The sequence below is a fragment of the Arthrobacter sp. ISL-95 genome (genome assembly GCF_018613695.1).
Lineage (GTDB): Bacteria > Actinomycetota > Actinomycetes > Actinomycetales > Micrococcaceae > Arthrobacter.
This window is the reverse complement of sequence record NZ_JAGGPR010000016.1, coordinates 151,070-172,456: the sequence shown is the minus strand read 5'-3', so window position 1 is coordinate 172,456 and position 21,387 is coordinate 151,070. Positions and strand designations below refer to the sequence as shown.

Annotated in this window: 19 protein-coding genes; 13 read left to right on the top strand and 6 right to left on the bottom strand. The window is 63.4% G+C overall.

Annotated features, from left to right (window positions below):
• The first annotated feature begins 16 nt into the window (after positions 1 to 16).
• Genes cydB through J7I86_RS19555 form a run of 3 tightly spaced genes read left to right on the top strand, consistent with a single transcriptional unit; the run spans position 17 to position 5,624 of the window.
• Positions 17 to 1,099, top strand: a complete 1,083-nt coding sequence (gene cydB / locus J7I86_RS19565) for a cytochrome d ubiquinol oxidase subunit II (RefSeq protein WP_214822538.1) — start codon at positions 17 to 19, stop codon at positions 1,097 to 1,099.
• Between the two features lie 7 nt (positions 1,100 to 1,106).
• Entirely contained in the window at positions 1,107 to 4,604 is a 3,498-nt protein-coding gene (cydD, locus tag J7I86_RS19560) for a thiol reductant ABC exporter subunit CydD (protein WP_214822536.1), read from the top strand.
• Positions 4,605 to 4,613: 9 nt separating this feature from the next.
• A complete protein-coding gene (locus J7I86_RS19555) occupies positions 4,614 to 5,624 on the top strand; it encodes a GNAT family N-acetyltransferase (protein ID WP_214822535.1) in 1,011 nt (336 codons plus the stop codon).
• 4 nt (positions 5,625 to 5,628) lie between these two features.
• On the opposite strand, the gene J7I86_RS19550 is transcribed toward J7I86_RS19555, so the two are convergent.
• Positions 5,629 to 6,147: a DinB family protein gene (locus tag J7I86_RS19550; RefSeq protein ID WP_214822534.1), complete on the bottom strand. Its 519-nt coding sequence runs from the start codon at positions 6,145 to 6,147 to the stop codon at positions 5,629 to 5,631.
• Between the two features lie 129 nt (positions 6,148 to 6,276).
• Between J7I86_RS19550 and J7I86_RS19545 the strand changes: the two genes are divergently transcribed.
• Positions 6,277 to 6,660, top strand: coding sequence for a VOC family protein (locus tag J7I86_RS19545; protein WP_214822533.1), 384 nt, complete (start codon positions 6,277 to 6,279; stop codon positions 6,658 to 6,660).
• A gap of 90 nt (positions 6,661 to 6,750) precedes the next feature.
• Here J7I86_RS19545 and J7I86_RS19540 read toward each other — a convergent pair whose 3' ends face one another.
• Positions 6,751 to 9,267 (bottom strand): DNA topoisomerase (ATP-hydrolyzing) subunit A, encoded by a 2,517-nt coding sequence (locus J7I86_RS19540; RefSeq protein ID WP_214822532.1) that lies wholly within the window; start codon positions 9,265 to 9,267, stop codon positions 6,751 to 6,753.
• Between the two features lie 55 nt (positions 9,268 to 9,322).
• On the opposite strand from J7I86_RS19540, the gene J7I86_RS19535 reads away from it, so the two are divergent.
• The 4 genes from J7I86_RS19535 to J7I86_RS19520 are packed head-to-tail and all read left to right on the top strand — an operon-like array spanning position 9,323 to position 14,764.
• Complete coding sequence (locus tag J7I86_RS19535; RefSeq protein ID WP_214822531.1) at positions 9,323 to 12,010, top strand: bifunctional GNAT family N-acetyltransferase/acetate--CoA ligase family protein; 2,688 nt, start codon at positions 9,323 to 9,325, stop codon at positions 12,008 to 12,010.
• 57 nt (positions 12,011 to 12,067) lie between these two features.
• A complete protein-coding gene (locus J7I86_RS19530; RefSeq protein ID WP_214822530.1) occupies positions 12,068 to 12,793 on the top strand; it encodes a DUF5998 family protein in 726 nt (241 codons plus the stop codon).
• Positions 12,790 to 14,019: an alkaline phosphatase family protein gene (locus J7I86_RS19525; protein WP_214822529.1), complete on the top strand. Its 1,230-nt coding sequence runs from the start codon at positions 12,790 to 12,792 to the stop codon at positions 14,017 to 14,019. The genes J7I86_RS19530 and J7I86_RS19525 overlap by 4 nt, the downstream gene beginning before the upstream one ends.
• Positions 14,012 to 14,764 (top strand): thymidine kinase, encoded by a 753-nt coding sequence (locus tag J7I86_RS19520; RefSeq protein ID WP_214822528.1) that lies wholly within the window; start codon positions 14,012 to 14,014, stop codon positions 14,762 to 14,764. Before J7I86_RS19525 ends, J7I86_RS19520 begins: the two co-directional genes overlap by 8 nt.
• Before the next feature lie 69 nt (positions 14,765 to 14,833).
• Here the strand turns inward: J7I86_RS19520 and sepH are convergent, their stop codons facing one another.
• Positions 14,834 to 16,177 (bottom strand): septation protein SepH, encoded by a 1,344-nt coding sequence (gene sepH, locus J7I86_RS19515; protein WP_214822527.1) that lies wholly within the window; start codon positions 16,175 to 16,177, stop codon positions 14,834 to 14,836.
• Positions 16,178 to 16,479: 302 nt separating this feature from the next.
• Here sepH and J7I86_RS19510 point away from each other — a divergent pair, with 302 nt between their 5' ends.
• The gene (locus tag J7I86_RS19510) at positions 16,480 to 16,779 is read left to right on the top strand and encodes a DUF4193 domain-containing protein (protein ID WP_214822526.1); all 300 of its coding nucleotides are present in this window, start codon (positions 16,480 to 16,482) and stop codon (positions 16,777 to 16,779) included.
• Positions 16,780 to 16,829: 50 nt separating this feature from the next.
• Here the strand turns inward: J7I86_RS19510 and J7I86_RS19505 are convergent, their stop codons facing one another.
• Positions 16,830 to 17,324, bottom strand: coding sequence for a DUF3093 domain-containing protein (locus J7I86_RS19505; protein WP_214822525.1), 495 nt, complete (start codon positions 17,322 to 17,324; stop codon positions 16,830 to 16,832).
• 116 nt (positions 17,325 to 17,440) lie between these two features.
• Between J7I86_RS19505 and dut the strand changes: the two genes are divergently transcribed.
• From dut to J7I86_RS19485, 4 genes are all read left to right on the top strand, one after another.
• Positions 17,441 to 17,980 carry a dUTP diphosphatase gene (gene dut, locus J7I86_RS19500; protein ID WP_214822524.1) on the top strand — a complete coding sequence of 180 codons (540 nt, stop codon included), beginning with the start codon at positions 17,441 to 17,443 and terminating at the stop codon, positions 17,978 to 17,980.
• 117 nt (positions 17,981 to 18,097) lie between these two features.
• A complete protein-coding gene (locus J7I86_RS19495; RefSeq protein WP_214822523.1) occupies positions 18,098 to 18,856 on the top strand; it encodes a DUF3710 domain-containing protein in 759 nt (252 codons plus the stop codon).
• On the top strand, positions 18,849 to 19,223 hold the full coding sequence (locus J7I86_RS22965; RefSeq protein WP_286180026.1) for a hypothetical protein: 375 nt from the start codon (positions 18,849 to 18,851) through the stop codon (positions 19,221 to 19,223). Before J7I86_RS19495 ends, J7I86_RS22965 begins: the two co-directional genes overlap by 8 nt.
• Positions 19,220 to 20,002, top strand: coding sequence for a DUF3159 domain-containing protein (locus J7I86_RS19485; protein WP_214822522.1), 783 nt, complete (start codon positions 19,220 to 19,222; stop codon positions 20,000 to 20,002). Before J7I86_RS22965 ends, J7I86_RS19485 begins: the two co-directional genes overlap by 4 nt.
• On the opposite strand, the gene J7I86_RS19480 is transcribed toward J7I86_RS19485, so the two are convergent.
• Both J7I86_RS19480 and J7I86_RS19475 read right to left on the bottom strand, forming a co-directional pair.
• Positions 19,969 to 20,706, bottom strand: a complete 738-nt coding sequence (locus tag J7I86_RS19480) for an NAD-binding protein (RefSeq protein ID WP_214822521.1) — start codon at positions 20,704 to 20,706, stop codon at positions 19,969 to 19,971. The genes J7I86_RS19485 and J7I86_RS19480 overlap by 34 nt on opposite strands.
• The gene (locus tag J7I86_RS19475) at positions 20,706 to 21,377 is read right to left on the bottom strand and encodes a TrkA family potassium uptake protein (protein ID WP_214822520.1); all 672 of its coding nucleotides are present in this window, start codon (positions 21,375 to 21,377) and stop codon (positions 20,706 to 20,708) included. The genes J7I86_RS19480 and J7I86_RS19475 overlap by 1 nt, the downstream gene beginning before the upstream one ends.
• Positions 21,378 to 21,387 lie beyond the last annotated feature (10 nt).

Genomic DNA, 21,387 nt, shown 5'->3' with positions numbered 1-21,387 from the left:
CCAAAGGGTAATGACAATGGAACTGTTGCCAACCATCTGGTTCGTGGCCATCGCGGTGTTGTGGACCGGTTATCTCTTCCTGGAGGGATTTGACCTCGGTGTGGGCATGCTCATGAAGCTGTTCGCCCGCAACAACACTGACCGCCGTGTGCTGCTGAACACCATCGGCCCGGTATGGGACGGCAATGAAGTGTGGCTGCTCACTGCAGCCGGTGCCACCTTCGCTGCCTTTCCCCTCTGGTACGCCTCGCTGTTCTCCACCCTGTACCTCCCGCTCCTGGCTGTCCTGGCCGCTCTGATCTTCCGGGCGGTCGCCTTCGAATACCGCGGCAAGGTGGATTCCGAACGCTGGCGCAACCGCTGGGACTGGGCGATCGCCGTCGGGTCCTTCGTAGCCGCGTTCGGCATCGGCGCAGCTCTGGCCTTGACCACCACGGGACTGCCCTTGAACGAGAACGGCGACCGTGTAGGCGGCCCCATGTCCTGGTTCAGCGGTTACGCACTCCTGGGCGGTTTCGGTGTGGTGGCGTTCGCGCTGGTGCACGCCCTGGCGTTCCTTGCACTGAAGACCGACGGCGACGTGCGGCACCGGGCCCGCCGCTGGTTTGTGCGACTCGTGCCGTTTGCGGTGTTGCCGATGTTCGGGTGGATGGTATCTGTCCAGTTCTTGAGCGGCAAGCCGTGGACCTGGGCTTTGGTGGCGGCGGCAGTGGCAGCCGTCGTCCTGGCTTGGCGGCTGGCACGCGTGGGATCCGAAGGGCGCGCCTTCAGTGCCCTCGGAGCCTTCATTGTCTGCGCCACAGCGTCGATCTTCGGGGCCGCGTTCCCCGTGGTCATTCCCTCCACGATTGACCCCGCCTTCAACCTGACCATCTCGAACGCCTCGTCCTCGGACTACACGCTGGGCCTCATGAGCATCGTCGCAGCAGTTGGACTGCCACTCGTGATTGCCTACCAGTCATGGACCTACTGGGTGTTCCGGCGGCGTGTCAGCGCGGCCCACATCCCCGAAGCCCACGGATTCCTGCCCGCAATTGCCGCCAAGGTGATGATTCCCAAGGACAACACCCCGGCCACGTCCACCCGACCCGGAGATTAGTCGCCCCATGAAACCCGTGTTCCCTTCCGGCCCGGCAACGCGATCGGCGCTCTACGCCATCGGCCTCATGTCCGCCCTCAAGGCCCTGTCCCTAGTACTCATGGCGCAAGCCGTAGCAGGGATGCTGGCAGGGCTCGCCTCCGGATCAGGGGACTGGAACAGCGGGCTTGTCTGGGGTGCGGCCGGAGCAGTTCTGAGGTCGCTGACCGTATACGCCCAAGGCATTGCCTCAAGGCGGGCTGCCCTGGGCGTCAAGGAAGAATTGCGGGCGCGGCTGCTGCGGCGCTCATTGTCCGACGCCGGATCGTCACCGGTAGCGGGAATGAACGACGGCGGCCTGGCGATCCTTGCCACGCGGGGCCTGGACGCGCTGGACGACTACTACACCCAATACCTGCCGGCAATCGTGAACTGCGCAACGGTCCCGCTGCTGATCGGGGCACGGATCCTCTTTGCCGATTGGGTCAGTGCCGTGGTGATCGTCTTGACCGTTCCTTTGGTGCCGCTGTTCATGGTCCTGATCGGCAGGCACACCGAAGACACCGTCCGGGAGGCGCAAAGCACGCTCCGGAAACTGTCCGGCCACATCCTGGAGCTCGCAAAAGGGCTTCCCGTCCTGGTGGGCCTTGGACGTGCCACCGAGCAACGCGCAGCCCTGGAAGACATTTCCGAGCAATACCGTACCCGGACCATGGAAACCCTCCGCACTGCGTTCCTTTCCGCACTTGCCCTGGAACTCATCGCAACCATCTCCGTGGCCGTGGTGGCGGTGTTCATCGGTGTCCGGTTGGTGCATGGCGACATGGCACTTGAAGCCGGACTCCTGGCATTGATCCTGGCTCCGGATTGCTACCTTCCCCTCCGGGAGCTCGGCACTGCCCACCACGCCAGTGATGACGGTCGCGCGGCACTCGAAACCACCAACGCCGTACTGGATGCCCCCTCGCACCAGCGATTGCAAGGGGGCGGTCCATCCGGAACTGCCGTATCCAAGTCCACGGGGGTGGTGGTGAGCGGGTTGTCGGTGACCTACCACGGAAGGTCCGCGCCCGCCGTCGGGCCCCTCAGCTTTAGAGCTGAGCCGGGGCACGTCACGGCCCTCGACGGCGACAGCGGCGCCGGGAAGAGCACCGTGCTGAGAGTCCTTGCCGGGCTGATCGGGCAAGGACCGGGAGCCTCGGTCACAGGAACCATCACCGGTGCCGCCCCGGATTCAATCGCGTGGGTTCCCCAACACCCGGTCATGGCCACCGAAACTGTGCAGCAAGAAATTATGCTCTATCTGCACGGATACACCGGGAACACAGCCGAGGCAGTCACCCGTGTCCTCAGGAAGGCCTCCGCGGAACACCTGGCAGCCGGGAACCCAGCAGAACTGAGCCCCGGAGAATTGCGGAGGGTTGCCCTCGCCCGTGGCCTGGCCCGTGTGGAAGCCGGCGCTACCGTCCTGCTGCTCGACGAACCCACCGCCCATCTTGACCAATACTCGGCAAGCGTGGTCCGCCGCGCCATAGAGTCGCTTCGTGGCAACGTCACCGTGATCCTGGTGGCCCACGACGCCGCCACCCGGGCGCTCGCCGACCACCTGGTACCCATAGGGAACCAGCGTCGGCACCCGGCGCCTGCAGTGTCCGGAGCGACCACTCCGGACTGGAGCGCCACATCATCAGGGGCCGCTACAGTCCCGCCGAAGGACGCCACCCTACACAGTGACTTGCTCTCCGCTCCCACCACAGGCAGCCTGCGACGGCTCCTGCGGGCACTGAAACCCGTGCGCTGGAAGTTCGCCGCCGCAGGTGTAGTGGCCGTCCTGGACGCCCTCTTCGCAGTCGCGTTATCAGGCCTGTCCGGATGGCTCATCATCAGGGCCAGCGAACAGCCCCCCATTCTCTACCTGCTCGGCGCGATCGTCGGAGTAAGGTTCTTCGGCATCGGAAGGGCCGTGCTGCGCTACTGCGAACGGCTTCTGACCCATGATGCCGTCTTCGCAGCCATGACCCGCCTCCGCGGTGCGCTCTGGGCCTCACTAAGCCGCAGGGCACTTTCCCTCCGGCGCCTCCTCCAAGGCGGCAACGTCTTGGGGTCCATCGTGGACGACGTTGACACCCTCCGCGATCTCCTGCCCAGGGTTGTCCTCCCGCCCATGACTGCCGTGGGAGTTGGAGTCGCGGCCATCCTCGCCACAACCGTCGTTCTGCCCGAGGCGCTGCCTGCTGTAGTGGCGTCCACCGTGGTGGGACTGCTCGTTGCACCAACCCTGGCTGTCCTGGCCGACAGGAAAGCTGCCATTGCCGAGCAACAGATGCGCTCAATGGTGTTGAGGGGAGTGGCCGCAGCCCTTGACGCCCGTGAGGAACTCAGCGCCAACGGGGTGGGGGAGCCGGTCCTCGCCGCACTGCGCGCCCAGGACCGCAGCGCCACCCACTCCGCGCAGCGCTCGGCATGGGCCGAAGGGCTCGGCCAAGCCATGATTGTCCTGGCGTGCTCGTTGACAGCGCTGTGGGCGGGCGCCCTCAGCGCCCCCACCGTGCTCAATGGCACTGTTGCCCCGGAACTCGCAGCCGTCATAGTCCTGATGCAACTCGCCCTGGTTGAACCCTTCGGGGGAACCGTGTCCGCCGTCCGCCAGGCCCCGGCGCTCGCAGCCGTCCTGGGCCGCGCGGCCGCATCCGGCGCGTTGGACACCCCCGGCTCGTTGCACACCCCCGACTCGACGAACCCGTCACAAGGGAACGTCTCAGGAGAGAACGTCTCAATAGACCACGACGCCGGCAGGCGGCAATTGCCGGATCGTCCCGGTCAGGCAGGACTGGAATTGAGGGACGCTTCAGCGGCGTGGCCGGGTGGCCCGAAGGTCTTCTCCGGCGTGAACGCGGTTGCCGTGCCGGGCCGTTGGCTCGCCGTGACCGGCCCCTCCGGCGCAGGGAAGTCCACGCTCCTCTCCGTGCTGCTGGGATTCCTGCCGTTGGCGGAAGGAACTGTGCAGATCTCCGGCACGGCGGCGTGGTGCCCCCAGGAGGCGCACCTGTTCGACTCCACCATCCGGGGCAATCTCCTGCTGAGCCGGCCGGCTGCCTCCAAGCCCAGCGAGGCAGAGATGCACAAGGCCCTGGCCGACGTCGGGCTTGATGCAGTGGTGGAAGCATTGCCGGACAAGCTCGACGCCAGGATCGGGCCCGGCGGTTCTTTCCTCAGTGGAGGTGAACGCCAGCGCCTGGCGATGGCCAGAACGCTCCTGACCGGAGCGTCCGTGTTGTTGCTCGACGAACCAACAGCGCATTTGGATGCCGGCTCGGCCCGGGAAATGATGGCCATCCTGCGCAACGGACTCAAGGCCGTGACCGTTGTGCTGGTCACCCATAATCCGGACGACATTGACCCCTCAGACGCGAGGTTGGAGTTGCCCGCCACGCACGTTTCCGAAGAGCAGGCTTCCTTGAAGCGTGCTTCCGCGGGAAAGGTGCAGGGCGCGCCGGAACTGGCAGGAAGGCCTACTCCTCAGTAGCCTGTTGGCATGCCTTTCGAATCCGCAAGCCAAGCCCTGCCTGATGCCGTTGCCACCGGTCTGAGCTGGCGACCAGCCACCATGGCGGACCTCGATAACTGGGCAGGCCTGATCGCCCGCACAGCCGCCGTCGAACATCCTGTCTGGTACGAAAAGCGCGGCGATCTGGTTCATGTCCTGGAGTCCACCAAGAACCCGGCGGAGACAAGCACACTCCTGGGTTTGGACTCCGACGGCGTGGCCCGGGCCTACGGACGCATCGCCAAAAACCCGGACGGAGACAAAGCCACCGGAATGGCGTGTGTTGACCCGGAATGGCAGCAACGGGGGATCGGCTCCGCAATCCTGGTGTGGCAGGAAGGACAAGTACGCAACCGGTTCCACGACGATGAGGCGGCAGGTCACACCACTGCGCCACCCCGTCTCCGGATCCAGACGGAGGAGCAGCACGAGCACCAGGCGACACTTCTGATGGGCCATGGCTACGGTGCTGTGCGCTGGTTCAACGAAATGCACCGGCCCCTTTCCCACGAACTGCCACGGGCGCCACTGATTGCAGGACTTGAGCTCAGGACGCTGGACCCTTCGCTCTTTGAACCCGTGCGCCAGGCCCACAACGATGCGTTTAGGGATCATTGGGGGAGCGAGCCACGGGATGAAGAATCCTGGCGTTTCACCATCGAGGAACCTACTGCCCGGCATGATCTCAGCGCGGTGGTCATCGATTCCTCCACAGGAGAGGTAGCCGCGTACCAACTGACCAGCTTCGATCCCGACTCTGCCGCAGACCGCGGTTTCAAGGAAGGTTACACGGAGCTTATTGGCGTGCGGCGTGCCTATCGAGGCCGCGGCATAGCCCAAGCCCTGCTTGCCGACGCGATGCAGCGCTACGCCTCAGCCGGAATGGAGGTGGCGTCACTGGACGTGGACTCAGCCAACCCCACCGGCGCGCTGGAACTCTACCTTGGCATGGGCTACACGCCAGTGAACCGCAGCATGACGTGGGAAAAAATGCTCTGAGTTCCTAGCCGTCCACGTCATGAAGATGGTGAACAACATCGTGGAGGAAGTACTGGGAGAACGTCAGCACGGTGAATGAGGATCCGTTGCTTCGCGTCCCGGTGCGCTGCCAATCATCTTCGGTGACCCGGGCAAAAGACTCGGCAATTTCCTTACCCTCCGCTTCAAGTTCGTCGGCCACCATTCTCGGATCAGCGGAACCATACTCGCCGTCGATCGCCGCTTGGTCCTGGTCCCAGTTGGCGAACCGGGCGTCATCCTCCGTGAGCATCAGGTTCAGGCGCTGATCGAACAGGCTGAAGACGTCGCGGACGTGGCATGCGTACTCAAGGTTGGACCACGTGTGGTCATTGGGACGCGTGGCCACATCCTCCCTGCGCAGCACGGCCCGCCACCGGGGAAGCATGTTCAGGACGGTGCCGGGCACCGTGGAAGGGGTCACCGTGGCGGGGTCGAAACCGCACTCGGGGCAGGGCTCCGAGAGCACCCAGGTCCAGTCTTTTTCATCAGGGATGATCGGCATGCGGCCAGTCTAAGCTTTCCCGGCACTCACCCTTGCCCGGGCCAGGAAATATGGTGTCGTTTTTGGATTACGCGGGGACTCTCCCGGGAGTAAAGTTCGTTCCGGGGGGAGAGCCGGAAAGAGAAAACAATGCTCAAGGATCAGCAGGTTGGTGCCGTCCTACCGGCACAGGACATCGCCCGGGCGCGCGCGTATTACAGCGAGAAACTCGGACTCGAACCCGAAAATCCGGACGCCGACGACAACCTGCAATACAGGTGCGGCGATGGAACGGGATTCTTTATCTATCAGACATCGAATGCCGGGTCGGCGAAGAACACCCAGATGGGTTGGATGGTCAGTGACGTCAAAGCCGCTGTGCAGGAACTCCGAGGTAAGGGAGTTGCGTTTGAAGACTACGACTTCCCTGGCCTGAAGACCGAGGACGGCGTCGCCACCATGCCGGACGGCAGCGCTGCGGCCTGGTTCCTGGACAGTGAGGGAAACATACTGAGCCTCAACCAAACCGGCTAGCCCATGCGGTGGCTTCAAGGCCACTGCAGCACAAAGGCCGGAGGTCTGTAACTTCCGGCCTTTGCCGTGCCTGTCAGAGTGAGTCTGCGGTTATTCCACCGCTTCAGCCCATGCCATGCTTGGGCCGATTGCTTCCACGGGCTGGGACAACGGGACCCCGGATCCATCCCTGCGGCCGTGTTCGTGCGGGAGTGCACGTGCAACGCCTGCCGCTGAGGACGCCTTGGCCGGACCATGCCCTGCCCAAGCCAGGAGCAGGGTGTCTTCGCCCTTGAGGAATCGGTGGACACGCACGCCGCCGGTGGCCCGGCCCTTGGCCGGATACTCCTCGAAAGCGGTTACCTTCGCAGTTCCCGGCGCCGTCCCGGGCAGGGCGCCGTTGGTTCCTGCAATAGTCACCACGACGGCGGCAGGATCGTCCGCGCGAACGGTACCGAAGTGGATCACTTCGTCGTCAGCGGCAAGCTTGATGCCCGCCATGCCACCGGCCGTGCGTCCTTGGGGGCGGACATTGGATGCGCTGAATCGAAGCAACTGCGCCTGCCGTGTCACGAAGACCAGGTCAACGTTGTCCTCCTGAGCCGGTTCCACCGCGAGGACCGAGTCCTTGTCCTTCAGGGCGATGATCTCCCAGTCCTCCCGGTTCAGCGGGTAGTCCGGCTGGACGCGCTTCACTACGCCCTGGACTGTGCCAATGGCCAAGACGGCATCCAAGGGCACGAATGCCACCAGGGTTTCCCCCTTGAGCAAGGTGATGAAGTCCTTGGCCGGAACGCCACCGGCCAGGTTTGGCAGGCCTGAGACGGGCGGCAAAACGGGCATGTCCATCACTTGGAGCCGCAGCATGCGCCCCTGTGATGTGACGGCACCGATTTCGCCCCGGGCGGTGGTCTTCACCACGGAGCGGAAGACATCATGCTTGGTGCGGGGGCCCGCCTCAGCCAGCGGTTCCTGATTGGAAGTCCTGGCAATTTGGCCCGAAACGCTCAGCAGGGCCCAGCAGGGGTCGTCCGGAATTTCCAGGGGGAGCGCTGCAGCCTTGCCCTTGGGCCCGGGTACGGACGCTGCCAAGGCTGCAGCCACAGTGGGGGAGACTGCTTCCGATTCCAGGAGCACTGTGCGCCTGGGTGTGCCGTACTTCTCCGCGACTACAGCCAACTCGCCGGAGACAAGGTCACGCAGCAACTCATCCGAAGCAAGGATGGCTTCAAGTGCCTCAATTTCGCGGCGGAGTTCGTCCTGTTCCTTCTCAAGTTCAAGACGCGAGTATTTGGTCAACTGCCGCAGGCGCAGTTCCAGGATGTAGTTTGCCTGGATTTCGGTGAGGTCGTAGATGGACATGAGGCGTTCACGCGCGGCCGAGGCTTCGTCGGAGGAACGAATGATCTGGATGACCTCATCGATGTCCACAATCGCGATCAGCAAGCCCTCCACCAGGTGGAGGCGGTCCTTCTTTTTGCCGAGGCGGAAGGCGGTACGGCGGCGCACCACATTCAGGCGGTGTTCCACGTACACCTGCAACAGTTGCAGGAGGCCCAACGTTTGCGGCTGGCCGTCCACCAGGGTGACGTTGTTGATGCCGAAGGAATCTTCCATGGGCGAATAGCGGTACAGCTGCTGGAGCACGGCGTTGGGGTTGAAACCGTTCTTCAGCTCGATAACCAGGCGCAGGCCGTGATTACGGTCCGTGAGGTCAACCACATCGCTGATGCCTGTCAGCTTCTTCGCGTTGACCGCATCCTTGATCTTCTCGATCACCTTTTCCGGACCCACCATGTAAGGAAGTTCAGTCACCACCAAGCCGGTGCGGCGGGCGGACAGCTGTTCCACCTCAACCTTCGCCCGGGTCTTGAAGGATCCACGTCCCGTGGCGTAGGCGTCACGAATTCCGTCCAAGCCCACGATCCTGCCACCGGTGGGAAGGTCGGGCCCCGGGATGAACCTCATGATCTCCTCCAGCGTGGCACCGGGGTTGGCGATCAGGTGGCGTGCAGCGGCGATGACCTCAACGAGGTTGTGCGGAGGCATGTTCGTCGCCATGCCCACGGCGATGCCCGTGGTGCCGTTAACCAGCAGGTTGGGGAAAGCTGCCGGGAGGACATCGGGCTGCGTCAGCTGGTTGTCGTAGTTGGGGACGAAGTCCACGACGTCTTCGTCCAGGTGATCCGTCATGGTCAGCGCGGCGGCCGCCAACCGTGCCTCCGTGTAACGCGGTGCTGCCGGTCCATCGTCGAGCGATCCGAAGTTGCCGTGGCCGTCAATCAGCGGCAGGCGGAGCGAAAAGTCTTGCGCCATGCGCACCATGGCGTCATAGATCGCGGTGTCGCCGTGCGGGTGGAGCTTGCCCATGACTTCGCCCACCACGCGCGCGCTCTTGACGTGTCCGCGATCCGGGCGGAGGCCCATGTCGGACATCATGTACAGGATGCGCCGTTGAACAGGCTTTAGTCCGTCGCGGGCATCCGGGAGTGCACGCGAATAAATCACCGAGTAGGCGTACTCCAGGAAGGAGCCTTCCATCTCCGAAGTGACGTCGATGTCCACGATGTTCTCGGTGAAATCGCCGAGGGGCTCGGCTGTGCGTGCTGATTTTTGGCTGCGGGCCATGGGGTCGGTGAATCCTCGAAAGTTGTACTGCGGATGTTTTAGCTAGGCTAAGCCTATGGTGGATCAGCCCGGCGTCGGCATTTATCCGGAATATTGGGAGGCTGATGTCGTGCTGCGCGACGGCGGCACAGCCCACCTTCGTCCCATACGGCCACAGGATGGCGACGCTTTGCAGGCGTTCCATGCCGGCCAGTCACAGGCCTCCATCTACATGCGGTTCTTCTCCTTCAAGCCAAAGCTCTCCGGTAAGGAAGTCCGGCGCTTCACTGAAGTGGACCACATCAACCGCGTGGCGTTCGTTATTACCATCGGCGGCGAAATTATGGGGATCGGCCGCTACGACCGTCTAGACGATCCCACCGAGGCCGAGGTCGCCTTCAATATTTCCGACGCCCACCAAGGCCGCGGGATCGGCCCCATCCTTTTGGAGCATTTGGCCGTTGCCGCCCGGGAGAACGGGATCCGCCGCTTTACCGCCGAGGTCCTCCCCGACAACCGGAAGATGCTGATGGTCTTCGCTGACGCAGGCTATGACCTCAAACGCCAATTCGATGACGGCGTCGTCAGCGTGGAATTCAACATCGACCCCACGGAGAAATCGCGGGCCGTCATGGAGTCACGCGAGCACCGTGCGGAGGCGCGCAGCGTGCGGGACCTTTTGTCGCCGTCGTCGGTGGCCGTCATTGGTGCCAGCCGCAAGTGGGGAACCGTGGGTTACCAACTGTTGGAGCACATCATTGAAGGCGGTTTCACAGGACCGGTCTATGCCGTCAATCCGGAAGCTTTCGAACTCGCCGGGATGGTTTCGTTCGGAAAGTTGTCCGAGATCCCCGGGCCGGTTCAGTTGGCCATTATCGCTGTTCCGTACGAAGAAGTGCCCAAGGTGGTGGACGACTGCGCCGCTGCGGGCGTCAAGGGGATCGTGGTGGCCACGGCCGGATTTGCCGACGACGGCGAGCGGGGACTCGCGCGTCAGCATGAGTTGGTGCGACGGGCCAGGGCGAACGGCATGCGCGTCATTGGCCCGGAGTCCCTCGGAATCCTGAATACCCACCCGTCGGTGTCCCTGAACGCCTCCATGGCTCCCACGATGCCGCCCAGGGGCAGCTTGGGCTTGTTCAGCCAGTCCGCTGCCGTGGGCGTGGCGGTTTACGCTGCCGCCAGCCGCCGTCGGCTCGGCCTGTCCTCTTTCCTGTCCGCAGGAAACCGTGCGGATGTATCCGGTAACGATGCCATGCAGTATTGGGAGGACGACGCCGATACTTCCGCCGTGGGCCTCTACCTTGAGTCAATCGGCAACCCCCGCAAATTCTCGCGACTGGCACGCAGGTTGTCCCGCAGCAAACCCGTGATTGTTGCCAAGTCCGACGTCACGGGCCTCAGCCTGCCGCCCGGCCACGAGGTCCGCACCACCCAAGCGCCCTCGGCAGCAGTGGATGCGATGATGCGCCAGGCCGGCGTGATCCGTGTTGAGACGATCGAGCAACTCATGGACATCGCCCAGATAGCTTCCTCGCAGGCGTTGCCCAAGGGGCCGGGTGTGGCCGTCTACTCCAATTCCGTGGCGCTGGCCAAAGTGGTGGCCGATTCTGCCGGCCCGTTCGGGCTGGATGTGAACAGGCTGGTGACGGACCTTGATCTCGACGCCGGAATGTCACTCGCGCTTCCCGCACTGAAGGCCAGCCTCCGGGAAAGCCTCGCGGACGACTCCGTCCATGCTGTTGTGGCGGCCCTTCTTCCGGCGCGGGGGCTTACCGTGGAGTCGCTCGCCGGCGTCTTGGCCGAATGCGCTGCCGAGGCCGGCAAGCCTGTTGTGGCGGCGTTCACCGGAATCCTGGATCCCTCCGTGCAGGTCGAGGGAATGGTGGGTGCTGCCGGCAAGCCCGTCCTGCCGTGCTATTCCAATGCCGGTGCCGCTGTGGCGGCTCTTGGCGCGATCGTGAGGTACGCGCAGTGGCGCGACCGGGACCAAGGGCTCTTTGTGGAGCCCGGGGACTGCGATGTAGACGGCACCAGGGACATGCTAAGTGCCATGCTGGCCGGCGTCACAGGTGAGAAGATCAGGAAGCTCGACGCCGGTGCTGCCGCGGCGCTGCTGTCAGGTTACGGGATCGAGGTGGTGCCTACGCTGGGATTCGGTACCGCTGAAGAGGCCGTGCAGGCCGCAGAGACTGTGGGCTGGCCGGTGGTACTCAAAACCACCGATCCCGCGTTGCGGCACCGCTTGGACCTCGGCGGGGTGCGCCTGGATATCCAGGATGCCGAATCCCTGCGGCAGAACGTAGCCCAGATGCGCCGGGCCTTGGAGCCTTACGGATCGCCGTCACTGGAAGTACAGGCGATGGCGCCTGTGGGGCAGGCCTGCACCTTCCGTGCCATGGAGGACCCGCTCTTGGGGCCGGTAGTGTCCTTTGGGCTGGCCGGTGATGCCGTGAACCTGCTGGACGACTGGGCGCATCGGGTGCCACCGCTGTCAGCTGCCGATCTGCATGATGTGATCCGTTCACCACGGGCGTCACGGAAGCTCTTTGGCTACCAAGGGTTGCCCGCCGTTGACGTGGAAGCCCTTGAGGACATTGCGGCCCGGCTCGCCAAGCTCAAAGACGATCACCCCGGGATCGCACTGGTGGAGTTCAACCCCGTTCTGGCGGGTCCCTCTGGAGCCACCATTCTGGGAGCGGATGTGTGGATCGGCAACGCAGCGCAGCGCACGGACAGTGCCCGGCGCGCGATGCGGGGTTAGTCACAGGAGTGCGCCGCACAGTTAGGTAGTCACCAAGCGATCTGTGAAAATGGGGGAATGAGCACCCAGTCTCCGACGCCTCAATCCCGCCCGTCCAATGCCGGGGCCCACACCGCCCACCATCACAGCTCGCAAGGACAGAGCCTGGACCAGGCGCTGCAGCAGGCAGGTTTCTACCCGCGGTTGGTGGCCGACGTCGTTGATGACGCCTTGGACGGCCGGGAGTGCCTCTCCCACCTGGTCCACTTGGAGACCCACTTTGACCGGGCCGAGGTCCGCAGGCACATCACGGTGCTGGTGCTCACCGAAGACATGCTGGTGATCGCCCACGTTGATGACCAGCAGTTGGATGAGGCCGGAGAACAAATCGTTGCCCAGGTTTCCACTGAATCTGTTCCCGTGGCCCAGATCCGTTCGGTGGTCCTCAGCTACATGTATGCGCAGCCCCAGGACTACAAGCCCTCTGACCCTGTCCGTGAAATGACAGTGTCCATCGCCTGGTCCGGCGGCCAACGCCTGGACATGGGACCGGCAAGCTGCGGGGATCCCCAGTGCGAAGCCGATCACGGTTACAGCGGAACCATCGCCCAGGAAGACATCGTCCTGCGGATCAGCGCTGAGGCAGACGGGCTCCAAGCGGTTCAGGACGCCAAGATCTTTGCCCGTGCACTGCGTGCGGTCAATACGGGCAATCCTTCTCCGGCCCAACATGCCGGCATTCCTGCGCCGAGGCCGCGTTCGGGCGTCTTCAGCAACCGCCTTAGCCGCGGACACCAGCGTTGAGGGAAGCTGCACAGAACCCGGTGAGCACGTCCGCGGAAAGCAACCCGCCCGCTGACCTCCCGTCCCCCCCGCTTTTCGGAAGCAAGTCCATAGCGGAAGTCTTTACCAGCTCTGCCGCATCCCTGGGCATGCCGGGCTTCACCAATCACCTGCAGCTGCCATCAGCGCAGCGCGTCTGCGTGGTCCTTGCCGATGGTCTCGGACGGAGCCTGTTGAAGCAGAAGTCTTCCCACGCGCCTTTCCTCCGATCGGTCGTGGCCGGGGGACAACGCAACGTCCCCACGTGGATCGACGCCGCCTTCCCCAGCACCACCGCGGCATCCCTGGCGAGCCTCGGCACTGGTTTGCCGGCCGGGCAGCATGGAATGGTGGGCTATGACGTCCTCGATCCCGCCCAGGACAAGGTAGTGAACCTCCTGGGCAATTGGGATTCCCACGTGGACCCTGCACAGTGGCAACCGCACGCCACGGTCTTCGAGCGGCTGGCCGGAGAGCTGGACGTGGTGACCGTGAGCCTGCCGCAGTTCGGAAATTCCCCGATGACTCAGGCCGCACTCCGGGGGAGCCGCTTTGTTGGCGGCACCACGCTCCATGCCCGGACAGCCGCTGCCGCCGAGGCCATGTCCGGTGGCAGACGATCCTTGATGTACTTTTACGCCAATGAACTGGACAAAGCCGGCCACCGCTACGGCTGCCAGTCGGATCGCTGGGAACACCAGCTGGAGGAACTCGACTCCACGGTGAAAAGGCTCTCCTCCACGCTGCCCCCCGGGACAACCATCCTGGTGACGGGGGACCACGGCATGCTGGACGTCCCGGAATCCCAGAGGATCGACTACTCCGCTGATGAACCTCTGGTGGCCGGAGTCCGGCACACTGCCGGGGAGCCCCGCATGGTGCATCTCTATCTTGAACCGGATGCCACCCCGGCCCACCAGGAATCCTTGATGACGGCCTGGCGTTCGCGCTTTGGTGAGAGGATCTGGGCCTTTACGCGGGAACAGGCCATTGACGCAGGGTTGTTCGGTGCGGTGCGCCCCGAGGTCGCTCCCCGGATTGGCGACGTCATGATCGCAGCGCGGGACACACTGGCGCTGTATGACACCCGCAGGGCCCGCCCGGCCTCACTGGAAGTGGTGGGCCAGCACGGATCGCTGACCAAAGCAGAACGCGAAGTACCGTTACTGTGTTTCGCCGCTGCAGGTAAAAAGGGCAAACGTGGCTGAGCTGGTCTTCTTCTCAGGCACCATGGACTGCGGCAAATCCACCCTGGCACTCCAAATGGACCACAACCACCGTGCACGGGGACGCGGAGGTGTCCGGTTCAGCCGCAACGACCGCGCAGGTGATTCAACCATCTCCAGCAGGCTGGGTCTTCAAACCGATGCCATGGAAGTTGTGGATACCACCGATTTCTGGGACGAAGTAGTGGCCCGGCGAACCAACGGGCTCCGAGTGGACTACCTCATCTGTGATGAAGCCCAGTTCTATTCGCCCCTCCAGGTGGAGCAATTGGCACGGGTTGTAGACGAGATGGAGGTAGACGTCTTCGCGTTCGGCATCACCGCTGACTTCCGCACCCGCCTGTTCCCCGGCTCGCAGCGGCTCATTGAACTCGCCGACAAAGTCCAGGTACTCCAGGTTGAAGCTCTGTGCTGGTGCGGCCGCCGCGCAACCCAAAACGCCCGTACCGTCAACGGCATCATGGTAGTGGAGGGTGACCAGGTGATGGTGGGTGACGTCGCGCCGCAAAACAGCGACGACGCTGCGCATCCGGAGGCCGTGCAGGACACCTTGCCCATGGAAACCGTACCCGCGCAGGTGGTGGGTTATGAGACTTTGTGCCGCCGGCACTACATGAGGCGCGTCACGGCCCACGGCGCCAAGGTGATGGCCGGCGCGGACCAGCCGCTGCCGTTCGACATTGATGCCTGCCTCTGGCCCGGCGCTGGGGCTCGTCGGCGTAGCTAGCCATTTCAACTGGCCGGGATCCATCCGTGCCCGGTTTACTACAGGCCGGCATCCTGCCGGCCGCCGGAGCTAGTCGCCGCGGGCTCCGAAGACGATCTCGTCCCAGCTCGGGATGCTGGACCGCTTGGGGCGGGACGGTTGGCGTTCTGCAGGGGCGTCAACGTCTTTATGTGCCTCGGCGTCTTTCTGATCTTCTGACGACGACTCGTTCTGATGGTCGTCATGGGCCGTTTGAGCATCAGTGGACTCATCGTCTGAGCGCGGTTGCGGGTTTCCGCTGCCTCCCAGGAGTTCATCCAGCCCTGCAGGTTTGCGGCCCGTCAGCGACGTCACAGGACGCAGCGGACTGGCTACCACTGTTATTTCACGGGTATCGGTGCTGACTCCGTCGTGGAGCTTAAGGGAATCGTCTTCGGCGTCGTCCCGGGACTCGAAGTGCCGCGGAGCCAAGCTCAGCCGCGACAACATCGAAGGCCGCCCGTCCTTTCGTGCGGGCTCTTCAACACCAGGGGCCACCGGCTCGGCGACAGTGAGGCTGGTATCTTCGGCCGTCTCATCGGCCTCTTCACCCGGCCGGGGATGCGCTGCAGGGACGTTGCTCAGCAGTATAGCCAAGGCGTCGTCGCCGTCTTCGTCCACGCCCAAACGTTGGCCGCGCCGCGAACGGAGCATTTCCAAAAGGCTGTCTGATTCTTTCGCGGATGCACGTGCTGCTGTTTCGGCGTCGGACTCGAAATCGAACGGCTTGTCCGAGACCGCAGCAAGCCGCCGTGCAGGGACCGGGCCGTCCATCGGCTCAAGTTCGCTCAGTTGCTGGGCCCAACGGTTGGCGTTCTGCAGCGATTTACGTTGGGGACTGAAGGTCCACATGGCAGGTGGTTCTTCGCCGATGCTTCCGTGAGCGCCGGGGACAGTTTCGAAGCGTGCCACTACCGTCCAGGTACCGTCCGGGCGGCGCCATGAATCCCAATCCACCGCGGAGGAATCAATACCGTGCGCGGAGAGCCGGTAGTCAACCATCTCACCGAGAGTTGCCGGGTTGTCGCCAAAAGCGGAACGGTAGATGTCATGTCCGGGAGCAGGGGAGGCAACTTCGATGTTGCGGGCCTGGCGCACGACGTATTCACGCTCGGCAAGCACAGGTCCTTCATAGCGTTGGACGTTGGCAAGGGGGAGGCCGGACAGTTCGGCAACTTCGGTGGCCGTGGCTCCGCTTCGGATCCGGGCCTGAATATCCCGGGGCGACATGGAAATAGCTGTATTGGCGGCGCGTGCGGCCACCTGGGCAGGGGTGCGGCTCGCCGCGGCCCTCAAGGCCTCGTCGATCGGAAGCTGGAACATCGCACCACCGGGGCCGCTCAAAAGCAGATGCCCGCCGTCGTCGTGGACGCCTACCAGTCGTAGATCCTGCATAACACCCTCCACCACATGGCATAACTGACATTCGAAACTCTGCCACCCGCACGGTTCATTTCCTACTAGCACGGAGGGCGTGCCGTGATATTCCGCTGAAAAGCGGTACATTCCTGCGGGCCTTCCAGCCAATGCTCACTCAAAACAAGGTCTATGGACATTTACGGCCCGGGAGAGGACAATCTGGCCGAGATCGGGCACAAATCCGGGGCGTCCGGCGTTTGCACCCTTAGGCCGGAGGCAAGGTAGATCCTGCGATCCGGTTCCCCACCCGAAACAGGTATGGAGGACGAAGAAGGACCATGGCAACGGACTATGATGCCCCTCGAAAGACCGAGGAAGATGTCAGCGAGGATTCCCTGGAAGAGCTTAAAACGCGCCAGTCCGGGAAGCAGTCCTCAGCGGTGGATGTCGATGAGACCGACCTTGCCGAGGGCTTTGAGTTGCCGGGCGCGGATCTCTCCGGCGAAGAACTCCTCATTCAGGTCATGCCACCGCAGCCTGACGAATTTACCTGTTTCAACTGTTTCCTGGTCAAACACAAGTCCCAGATCGCCGCGGAAAGGGGCGGGCATCAATATTGCACGGAGTGCGAGAGCTAGGCACAGCGCATGCGCCGTGCAGGACGGCTGAAAATTGCGAAAGACCGATGCTAGCCCTTCGCGGTCAGTGCTGAAACAAGCTCATCCGGACGTCGGGAGGACGCCAGCCAGTACGGGGTCCGGTCTGCGGGGTCGGTGATCTCAATCTTGACTACCGGGTCAATCCACCCGCGGAAGCACATATAGGCCAGACCATTAAGGCGCGGGCCCCGTTCAGCGGTGGCCTCCGCCTTTTTGAACGCCTCAACAGAGCCTACGAATTTGCGGTCGATGCTCGCCCGACCAACTCTCACGGTGTCTGCGGTGACAGTGATGGTGGGCGTAGAGAGCACCAACATGATGGTCATGACCGCCAGCAGGACCAAGGCGGCGATGATGCCGGTGGCTGGGCTGATGGGACCAAACATCAGGACGCCCGCGCCGGACAATCCAACAACCACAATCCAGATCCACACGGATGGCCACAGTTTCTCGGAGTACAGAACATCCGAAGACGATGGGGTGTTCCGGGCAGGCACGGGGGAGGACTGGTCAGGCGTAGGCATGGTTCCAGCTTATCGGGCCTTGGCGCCGGGCTTCTCCCTCCTGCCTCCCTTGTTGCTTGGCCGGGCCGGCAGCCGGTCCGGCCCATGAAGGCCAGGTCCCGGTAGAATGAACCACTGTGAGCAACGAGACCGCAGTATTCAGTACAGATGTAGCTTCCGCAGGCGCGGACGGCAGCGAAACCAGCGCAGCATACGGGACCCCCACTTTGCAGGTGCAGTTGAAAATGCTCGACGCCGGCTTGGAAGCCCCGTCTTATGCCCACCCTGGAGATGCGGGTGCCGATCTCCGCGCCCGCGAGGATGTGCACCTTGCCCCCGGTGAACGGAAACTCGTTCCAACAGGTGTCTCCATTGCGCTGCCGGACGGATTCGTGGCTTTGATCCACCCCCGCTCCGGGCTGGCCACCAAGCACGGACTGACGGTGGTCAATGCTCCCGGGACCGTGGACGCAGGCTACCGTGGCGAAATCGCCGTCACGCTCCTGAACACTGACCAAAACAATGCCATTGACCTCAAACGCGGCGATAGAATTGCACAGATGGTGATTCAGCGCGTCGAATACGCGCAGTTCGTTGCTGTTGACCAACTGTCCGATTCTGTTCGCGGAACCGGCGGCTTCGGGTCCACGGGCGGCTTCAACGCACCGAAGGCCTGAGAACTACTGGACCACGCCTACCGCACGCCCGAGGCTTTGACGCATTGGAGCGGTTTAGCGAGGTTTTACGTGGTTGCGGTTTACTTGGGGATAGACCACTACTAAGGAGAAAACCCAATGCTTTTTGGGCGCGGCAAAAAGTCCAAGGACGAGCAACCGGAAACCGCCGGTACCACCAAGGAGTCCGGTACCGGGGAAACAAGTTCCGAACCGGACGGGTCCGGCACCCCCGGTGACTTCCGGCTCGGTAAAGGCCCCTTGGACATCGACGAAATCGAGAGCCACGATGGCTACGTGGACCTCGGTGCACTGCTGATCGCGCCGGCCGAGGGCCTCCAGCTACGACTTGAGGTTGAAGAAGCCACCCAACGAGTGGTCGCGGTGACCATGGACCTCAACGGTTCCAGCCTGCAGCTCCAAGCGTTCGCGGCGCCGCGCTCAGAGGGGCTATGGGAAGAGATCCGTGAACAGATCACCCAATCCGTGGCGAGCCAAGGCGGGGAAACCGAAGAAGTCTCCGGAACTTTCGGCACGGAACTGGTGGCCAAACTGCCCGCTGAAGCGGCTGACGGCAGCCGAGGCTTCCGCGCGGCCCGTTTCATGGGAGTGGATGGGCCGCGATGGTTCCTCCGCGGTGTCCTGGGCGGGCAGGCTGCTCTGGAACGTGATGCGGCAGCGGATCTGGAGGAACTCTTCCGCAAAGTGGTAGTGGTCCGCGGCGACAATCCGATGCCACCGCGCGAGCTGCTGCAGCTGCGGCTGCCCAAGGATGCTGCGGTACCGGGCCAAGCCGGTGCTCCCCAAGGTGCGGTTCCCCCCGCAGATCCCGCCATGCAGCAGCCGGAGCGAGGGCCGGAGATCACCCAGATTGGCTGACGCAGCGGGCGGTAACGGGGTGCCCGGCCAAGGTCCCACCGGGCAGGGAGTGCGTGATCTCCCTGTCAGAGGCCGGGCGGTATGCACCGGCTTTATTGAGTCGGTCACCCACCAGCCGCCCAGTGAGCAGCCCTTTTTCTCCGCAATGGTGGTCGATTCCGTGCGGCCCGGAGCTGCGTCCATCATGGCCGGCGGAGTCAGGAAGCCCTACGACCGTCTCCGTGTAATTTGGCTGGGCAGGACCCGCGTTCCGGGCATTGAAGCCGGAGTGGAACTCCGCTTGGACGGCATGGTGACCCAGGTTGATGGCCTTCCGGCCATGTTCAATCCCCGTTACGAAATACTCTCCCGTCAGGAGCACCTATGACCGTGGCCAACGGTTCGGAACCGAAAGACACAGGGCGCGATTCGCCCCAAGATAATGAAGAACCGCTGGCGGCTGCTCCAAAATCCGGTGCGGAAGGGCCCATGATGTCCGATCTTGCTGCAGGGTATGCCGAGAAGGCCGGACTCCACCGGAACAGCGCCGGCCACGTGGACATGCTCAAGTCAGCCGGTGGCGTGCAGGGCATTGCCGAAAGCATCCTTCCGGGTTTGGTGTTCCTGGTGGCTTTCACCATCACGCGCGACCTCACTCCCGCCCTGGTCGCAGCTTTGGCTGCGGCCGCCGTCTTTACGGTGGTTCGCTTGATCCAACGCCGTCCCTTGACGCAAGCGTTGGCGGGTGTGGTGGGGGTGGGCGTTTCTGCCTGGTTGGCAAACACCACGGGCAAAGCCGAGGACTTCTACGTTCTTGGCTTCTTTACCAACATCGCTTACATCGCAGCCATGGTGCTGTCCATTGCCTTCAAGTGGCCGGTGGCCGGACTTCTCTTCGGCTTCGTGCGCAACGAAGGACTGGAGTGGCGCAAAAATCCGGAACGGCTCCGGGCCTACGCCCTGGGCACATGGATAGTGGTGGCGGTGCTGACTCTGCGCCTGGTGGTGCAGGTTCCCTTGTACTTCATGGGCGAGCCGGGCCTGACAGCGTTGGCTACCACCAGGCTTCTGATGGGCGCCCCACTGTACATCCTGGGCCTCTGGGTGGCCTGGTTGGTCACCAAGCCGGCACCTCAGCCGTCGAAGCCGTCGTCCTCAGCGGACTGATCCACTGATTCGGAAGTTCCCTCACGGAGTTCCTGTCCGTCGTCGGACGCTGGTGACAACAGGGCCCGCAAGCCGTCCTCGGCTGCGATGGTGGTGACGAAGAAGAGTTCGTCACCGCCGTCCAGAACATCATCACGAGTGGGCGTAATGGGTGCCTGATCACGCAGGATGGCAACCAAGGTGGCGTCTTCGGGCCACTCAATTCCGCCCACCGTGCTGCCAATAACGTGGGAGTCGTGAGGAACGGTGAATTCCACGATCGAGGCTACGCCCGTCTGCAGCGTCAACAGACGCACGATGTCGCCGATTTCCACCGCTTCTTCCACCAACGCCGTCATGAGCTGCGGCGTGTTTACCGCTACGTCCACGCCCCAGGAGTCGTTGAACATCCAATCGTTCTTGGGATTGTTGACGCGCCCCACGGTGCGGCCGACGCCGAACTCGGTCTTGGCGAGCAAGGACACCACCAGATTCACTTTGTCGTCGCCGGTGGCGGAAACCACGACGTCGGCATCCTCGAGTTTCGCGTCCTGCAGGGTGCTGAGTTCGCAGGCATCGCCTACCAGCCAGCGTGCGCCCCGCAGCCCGCTGCGCCCAATCACTTCGGGCTTCAAATCAATAAGGAGAATCTCGTGTTTGTGGGCCAGGAGCTCACGCGCAATGGACGAGCCGACGCTGCCCGCGCCAACAATGACAACTTTCACTAAGACTCCTTGGCGGGTGCTTTGGCGAGAATCCGGCTGATCTCGGACGTTCTGTCCAGGCTCACCATCGCGTGGACGGTGTCACCTTCCTGGTATGCAGTGCCGGCTTGGGGCAACAGGCCCTCACCGAATCTGGTGAGGAAAGCGATGCGGATTCCGGCGGCGGACTCGATGGAATCCAGGCTGTGTCCGATCCACGCTTCGTGCAGATCCACTTCGGCAAGTACCAGGCGGCCCGAGGGTTCGCGGTAGTCGCCGGCCAGGTGCTGCTCGGGAAGAATCCGCCGGAGAACCTGGTCGGCGCTCCAGCGTACGGCTGCCACTGTGGGGATACCGAGTCGCTGGTAGATTTCGGCACGGCCGGGGTCGTAGATCCGTGCCACTACATGGGCAACATGGAATGTCTCACGGGCAACGCGCGTGGCCAGAATGTTTGAGTTATCGCCGCTGGAGACGGCAGCGAAGGCGTATGCCTCTTCTACGCCGGCCTGCTTGAGGGTGTCACGGTCGAAGCCGACTCCGGTGACTTTGCGCCCCGTGAAAGTGTTGCGCAATCGGCGGAAGGCCCGCTCGTCCTGGTCGATGATGGCCACGGAGTGACCGGCATCCTCCAAAGTGTGTGCCAAGGTTGCGCCAACACGGCCGCAACCCATGATCACGAAGTGAGCCACCGTGTCTCCT